At 58.2% G+C, this 6395-nt stretch carries 4 protein-coding genes and 2 pseudogenes; 4 read left to right on the top strand and 2 right to left on the bottom strand.

Going from position 1 to position 6395, the window contains the following annotated elements; all coding sequences use genetic code 11:
• A partial coding sequence (locus NKH67_RS33590; RefSeq protein WP_353033012.1) for a transposase occupies positions 1 to 199 on the bottom strand: 199 nt, incomplete at its 3' end.
• A gap of 99 nt (positions 200 to 298) precedes the next feature.
• Here NKH67_RS33590 and NKH67_RS33585 point away from each other — a divergent pair.
• The 4 genes and pseudogenes from NKH67_RS33585 to NKH67_RS33570 all read left to right on the top strand — a co-directional run.
• Positions 299 to 649: pseudogene (locus NKH67_RS33585) on the top strand (IS21 family transposase); the annotation flags it as partial.
• Positions 650 to 717: 68 nt separating this feature from the next.
• Positions 718 to 1443 carry an IS21-like element helper ATPase IstB gene (gene istB, locus NKH67_RS33580; protein WP_353033014.1) on the top strand — a complete coding sequence of 242 codons (726 nt, stop codon included), beginning with the start codon at positions 718 to 720 and terminating at the stop codon, positions 1441 to 1443.
• A 356-nt stretch (positions 1444 to 1799) separates the two neighbouring features.
• The gene (locus NKH67_RS33575; RefSeq protein ID WP_352469319.1) at positions 1800 to 2825 is read left to right on the top strand and encodes an IS110 family RNA-guided transposase; all 1026 of its coding nucleotides are present in this window, start codon (positions 1800 to 1802) and stop codon (positions 2823 to 2825) included.
• 1118 nt (positions 2826 to 3943) lie between these two features.
• The gene (locus tag NKH67_RS33570; protein WP_352475096.1) at positions 3944 to 4726 is read left to right on the top strand and encodes an O-methyltransferase; all 783 of its coding nucleotides are present in this window, start codon (positions 3944 to 3946) and stop codon (positions 4724 to 4726) included.
• Positions 4727 to 5297: 571 nt separating this feature from the next.
• Here the strand turns inward: NKH67_RS33570 and NKH67_RS33565 are convergent.
• Positions 5298 to 6395, bottom strand: a pseudogene (locus tag NKH67_RS33565) (calcium-binding protein); the annotation flags it as partial.

The following is a 6395-nucleotide window of genomic DNA, read 5'->3' as shown; positions in this document are numbered from 1 at the left end:
CGACAACTTCGGCAAAGCCCGTCTCGCGGGCTCTCACCGTGCGGCGCCACTTATAGATCAGGCTGGTCGCGACATCGTACTGACGGGCCACCGCCGCCACTGTGGCCCCGGGCGCGAATGCCGCGGCCAGTATCCGGCACTGATCCTCTTCACGCCAACGACGACGCTCAGGCCCGGTCAATAACGTCACATGGCTCATGCTGTGCTGCTAACTTCGCTACTTCGCTCGTAAGGGCGACCTTAAGAGCGCAGCCTCGCTACCGTGCCGTCCTCTCGCAAGGCGGCCTTCGCCGGAGGGTATCTGCCGAAGTCCCACCAGCGCTATGCAAACACGACGCCTCACACGTTGCGCAAGGAAGCGGCAAAAGTCGGGAGCAATACGGCGATATTTATCGAGCGTCTGCTGAGTGACCGCCCGCATCCGGAACAAGGCTATCGATCCGCGCAGGGCGTCCTTTCCTTGGCGCGACGCTACAAATCCGATCGCCTGGAAATGGCGTGCGAGCGTGCCTTGACCATCAATGCAATGAGCTATTCGTCCGTCGCCAACATTCTCAAATCTGGTCTCGACCAAGCTGCGCCCGTGAGCGAGGCCGTCAAGCCGGCACCGCCGCACGGCAATATCCGCGGTAAAACCTACTATCAATGAGAAAGGAAAACACCCAGATGCTGACACATCCAACCCTTGATCAAATGCACACGCTCGGCCTTGCCGGAATGGTCGCGGCCTATCGCGAGCTTGCCGAGCAGGTCCATGGAAACGACCTCAGCTTTGACGAGCGGCTCGGCCTGATGCTCGACCGCGAGATCGCACTGAGAACAGACAAACGGCTGACCAATCGGTTGGCAACAGCAAAGCTGCGTTTTGCCAATGCCTCGATCGAAGACATCGATTTTAGCACTCACCGCGGCCTTGATCGCCGGAACGTCTTATCCTTGGCGCAGGGGGCATGGCTGAAGGCAAACGAGAACTTGATTCTGACAGGCCAAACGGGCACCGGAAAGACATGGATTGCCTGCGCCTTCGGACGACAGGCGGCCCGTCTGGACTATTCCGTGCTCTACGTTCGCATGCCACGGCTCTTCGAGGATCTCGCACTTGCAAGGCTCGACGGACGCTTCCCGCGCCTTATCGATAAACTCGCTCGCGTCCAGCTGCTGATCCTCGACGATCGGGGAACGCATACGCTGAGCGACAGGCAGCGCCTCGATCTGCTCGAAATCTTCGAGGAGCGATACCGGCGGAAATCGACGCTGATCACGGCTCAACTTCCTGTGGCCGCCTGGCATGAAATGATCGGAGAGGTCACTTTAGCCGATGCGATCCTGGACCGTATCGTTCACAATGCGCACCGCATAACGCTCGAAGGCGACAGCATGCGAAAGCGAAAACCATCGACGCTCTTGACCGGCAGCGAAATAACCGAAATCAATCACTCCTAACAGCAACAAGGCAACCGGAACTCGATCGCTTCCGTTGTCCGCGACTTAGCGAAACGCTTGTCCGCGATTTACTGAAACGGCTGTCCCAATTTAGTGAAATCCGCACCTGAAACACATTCTTCGCTAGGTCCAACCCGATCGTGTTAACTTCCATTGTGGACGCTCCCTCTCTTACGGTGGCTGTCAAACACCACCATTCTGGCACATCGATGCCGTCGAGGGGGCGTCCACATGGGGTAATCGCGGGAGCGACGCGCCCTGGAACCGATCATAGTCTTGGAGGGTGGCTGTTCCCCGATAAGATGAAATACGGGCTCACGACTGGACGCCGGGCCCAGCATCAACGGAGAACAGCCATGGAAGAACATATCGGTCTCGACGTGTCGATGAAAGAGACGGCAGTGTCGATCCGCCGTGAAGGCGAACGGATCTGGCGCGGGAAGTGCGCATCTGATCCCAGGATCATTGCCGAGCTTGTCCGCAAGCGGGCGCCGGCCGCAAAGCGCGTCGTGTTCGAAACCGGCCCGCTGTCAGTTTGGTTCTATCATGCGCTGCGCGCCGAGGGATTGCCAGCCATCTGCATCGATGCGCGCCATGCCAAAGCCGCTCTCGATATGGCGGCGAACAAGACGGATGCGAATGACGCCGATGGTTTGGCGCGTCTTGCTGAAGCAGGATTCTTTCGCGAGGTGCGCGTGAAAGGCTTCGACAGTATGTTGACCCGCACGCTCGTGGCAGCACGCACTCGGCTGGTCCGGATCACCGTCGAGCTTTCCAACCAGATCCGAGGGATCATGAAAACGTTCGGCTTGCTCGTTCCCGCCGGTAAGGGAACTACATTCGAAAAGAATGTCCGGAGCCTTCTTATCGATCAGAGCGAGCTTGCTCCTGTCGTCCTACCGATGTTGGAAGCCTGGCGCAGCATTCGCATCCGTGCCGCCGAGCTTGGGCGCCAGCTTGTCGCAGATGCACGTCAAAGCCAAGCATGCCGCATACTCATGTCGATCCCCGGCATCGGCGCCATTACCGCAACCTCTTTCGCCACTGCCATTGAAGATCCGGGCAACTTCAAGAAGTCCCGCTCTGTTGCCGCTTGGATCGGCCTGACAACTCGCCGCTACCAATCGGGAGAAGTCGATTATGACGGCCATATATCCCGACGCGGCGATCGACATTTGCGGGGACTTCTCTATGAGGCTGCGGCGGTCATCCTGACACGCAGCTCGATCGACAGCAGCCTGCGCACGTGGGGCCTCAAGCTCCGGGAGAGGGTTGGCTTCAAACGAGCTGCCGTGGCTGTGGCGCGCAAACTGGCGGTGATAATGCATTCGATGCTCAAGACCGGTGAGTTCTTTGATCGAAATGCAGGCGCCACAGCATGAAATCTTGCGAATAGCGTTCAGGATCTGAGCGCCTGAGACGTCCCTGCCGGGACGTGAGCCGAGCCATTCCGCTGATGGGGTTGCACCGCTGTCTCAGCAAAGTCCGTCGTCCACATTGAAGGCTCGTCCGCGGAGCTCCATCATGCGGCGACTGATGTCGACCGCGAAGACAACCATGCACCCGGCAGCGTCGTCTCGACGCAATTACATGCTTGACGTCCCAGCGGCGATTAGACAACCCCGTCACTACCCTCCTTCACCGCGCAATAATGACGACAGCGCTGTCAAAGTCAAAGATCAAAACCATGCATCCCGCCATACCGCTGCAAGGAACTGATCGCTCTCCGTATGGTTCGGGCAGCCATTCGGAGTTACCGCTTTAGCTGATCAGCCACCAGACAATCGGACCAAATATCACGAGGAGGATGATCAGAATCCACCATGATGGGCCTTCGTTTTCGTGGAGAGATTCGTTCTCATCAGACATGGAAATCCTTTAACCGAACCAGTCGTGAAAAAAGGGGACAGGCGGCTCGGGGGTTACAAATCCGTCGAGCGAACAAGCGACCTGTGACCGACCCACTAGAACTGGCCAAGGCCACGCCCGCCGACTTGACTAGCTCAAGCCTGTGAAAACCTCAACACCCAGCTTGGTGGATGGCGTGTAACACTGGACGTCTGCATCAACGGGGGCAATGTTTTTGTCGGGGTCGGCGGTCTCTAGGTAAGCAACCGCGGTCATAGGCGGCACCAACAATTCCAGCCCTCCGTCGCCATTCAGGAGTATACTTGGAGGAGTATTTTTGGATCGAGTACGCGGGCAACGGCTCAGAGACGGTCAGGTAGCACGCCCTACCGGATCGGCTGCAACCTGCTGCTTCTCGTCCCACGCCAATGCTGATCATGGACACCAAGGCTGCGACCACTTGATGCGAGCCACCGACAATCACCCGCGTGTTCGCGAACGGCAGTTCGGGCGTATGAAGTCTATGTTGATGGCTTGGTTGCCAACACGGCAAACTGTTTGGGGCTGACCTGCATGGCCAAGCTTGTTACCGGGGTTGCCAATCGATGCCGCCCGTGGAAAGGATGGATGACTTACCTTCGAGGGCGACGCTATGCTTGAACTTGCCGATAAGATCATTCGCCGTCTCGTGCGGGCGCCGCTGAAGCGCATTCTCAAGACACCGAAAAAAAAAGTGACAGTCAAACGAGCTATGCCCGGATCGTGGTGCGCGACAAGACTTCCCTCTCTCGACCGACAAACAGTTTCGACTTTCAACGAGATCGAAGCGATTGCGACAGCGACCCAGAGTTTGGGTGAAAGGCCGCTGTGGGAAGGGTTCTCGCAAATCAAAAACTATCCTACAAACACGGCGACCGGCCGCACATCCAACCAAGTCCGCACAAGCTCTGATGTCGGCAGGATTTATACCTGGGCCGCAATCGACAAAAAGCCAAATCTGATAGTTGAGTTCGGAACCGCTTTCGGCGTTTCTGGCATGTACTGGCTGGCCGGTATAGAGGCGAATGGCCGGGGCCACCTGCTCACATTCGAGCCGAATCAAGCGTGGGCCGACATTGCCAAGTCGAACCTATCCCGGATTAGCGACAAGTTCACTCTCACGATTGGCACGTTTGAGGACAACCTTGCCGTCGTGGATCAATTTCCCGCGAAGATAGACATGGCGTTCATAGACGCCATTCACACAAGTGAGTTTGTGTTCGAGCAACTCGATCTGGTTGAGCGGCGTTGCGCGCCGGGCGCACTTATTATCCTGGACGACATCACCTTTTCGGACGACATGTGCGCCTGTTGGAGGGCGGTCTCCAAGCGCCCCCGCTATGCGGCTGTTGCGGAAATCGGCGGTCGATCCGGCTTGGTCGAGCTGGCGCGATAAGGCCCATCTTGCCTAAAAGGTGTATCTAGGCGGTGGCCCAATCGCACGGAATTTCCGTCAGGCCAGTGCTGCGCATGGTGCCCTGAGAGCCTTTCGCCTTTTACTGCTCAGTGTATTCGCCGTGCCATTGATTGCTCGTGCGGAAGGATATGCATTCAGCGACGGCCACCGATCTGAGGCGCCGTATCGAATGCGTTGGCGTCACCCATCCGTTTCAACTGGTACCTTCAATTGAAACACCGCCGACTCACCCGCATCAATCGCCGCCGCGTCCTTTCCCGGTAGCTATCGTCAGGAGTGATTGGCCAGGTGATCCCGCGACGAAGTGAATTAGCCAGTCAGCCTGATTCCGCTGCCGCGGGCTGTTGGCGAATATGATGGGGCGATGACGGGTGGTCAAGCTTCACGAGGATCCAGTCCGCTGGACGCAAGTTTTTGGCGCCCGATGCGAGCAGGCTGCTCTCACGCGCCGACGCCTGGCAAGACCGCCAGGCGTCGGCGCAAATCATCGCTCGCTGCCAGCGCATCTCCGCATTCTCGTTGCCTGGAGATGGTCATTACTCCAGCTCTTTCAGGTCACGAAGAATGAGCCTGCCGTAATCGAGAGACCTGGAGAAAGTGTGGCGAACTGCGTTTGAGCGGAGCCACCGATCCCGTCGCTGTCGAAAGAGAGCGCTCCGGTTGAACTATTGTAGATGATATGGTCGGAGCTATCATGCGCGGCCGTACCGGCAAAGAAGGCGTCGGATGAAAGATCTCCCAACTTAAGCCCGGCAAAAACGGCATGGTCGAGGTGGATCTTGTCCTGAAGCTTGTTGAAGTCGGTGATCCTGTCGATATTGCCGGCTCCAAGAGCGCTGTTGAACACGAAGGCATCATTGCCCCCGTTACCGGTCAAGATGTCGGCACCGCCGCCACCATTGATGATGTTCGCGCCGGCGTTGCCCTGGATGGTCTGGGCAAAGCCGTTGCCGGTGAGGTTGATTGCCGACGTACCGGATGAGTTGGTGGTGGCGAGAAGCTCGATCTGTGAACTGGCCGAAAGCGCATGGCTCACCGAGGCGAGCACTTTGTCGCTGCCGCCGCCCACTGCCTCGTAGACTTTGTCGCCAGCGTTGTCCACTTGGTAGGTATCATTGCCGCCATAGCCGACCATCTTGTCGGCGCCGCCGCCGCCATTGATGATGTTGGCACCGGCGTTGCCCTGGATGGTCTGGGCGAATTCGTTGCCGGTGAGATTAATTGCCGTCGTGCCGTATGCGCTTGTGGTGGCGAGAAGTTCGACCTGCGAGCCGGCCGCTAGAGCATAGCTCGACGAGGCGAGCGCCTTGTCGGTACCGCCGCCTACCGCCTCATTCACTTTGTCGCCGGCGTTGTCGACGTAATAGGTGTCGTTGCCGCCATAGCCGGTCATCGTGTCGGCGCCGCCACGGCCGCTGATAATATTGGCACCGGCATTGCCCTGGATAGTCTGGGCGAATTCGTTGCCGACAAGGGTGACCGCCATCGTGCCGGACGGATTGCTGGTGGCGAGAAGCTCGATCTCCGACCCGCCCGCAAGGGTATGACTTACGGACGCGAGCACTTTGTCGGTACCGCCGCCCGCGGCCTCGATCTCCTTGTCGCGGATGTCATCGACATAATAGGTGTCATTGCCGCCATAGCCGAT

The sequence above is a fragment of the Mesorhizobium sp. M0968 genome, from assembly GCF_040319065.1.
Classification (GTDB): Bacteria; Pseudomonadota; Alphaproteobacteria; order Rhizobiales; family Rhizobiaceae; genus Mesorhizobium.
This window is presented reverse-complemented; position numbering and strand designations above follow the sequence as displayed.

Bases quoted from the DNA above. Each gene is read 5' to 3' on its own strand.
- istB (WP_353033014.1), top strand. From the start codon at position 718: ATGGTCGCGGCCTATCGCGAGCTTGCCGAGCAGGTCCATGGAAACGAC.
- NKH67_RS33575 (WP_352469319.1), top strand. From the start codon at position 1,800: ATGGAAGAACATATCGGTCTCGACGTGTCGATGAAAGAGACGGCAGTG.
- NKH67_RS33570 (WP_352475096.1), top strand. From the start codon at position 3,944: ATGCTTGAACTTGCCGATAAGATCATTCGCCGTCTCGTGCGGGCGCCG.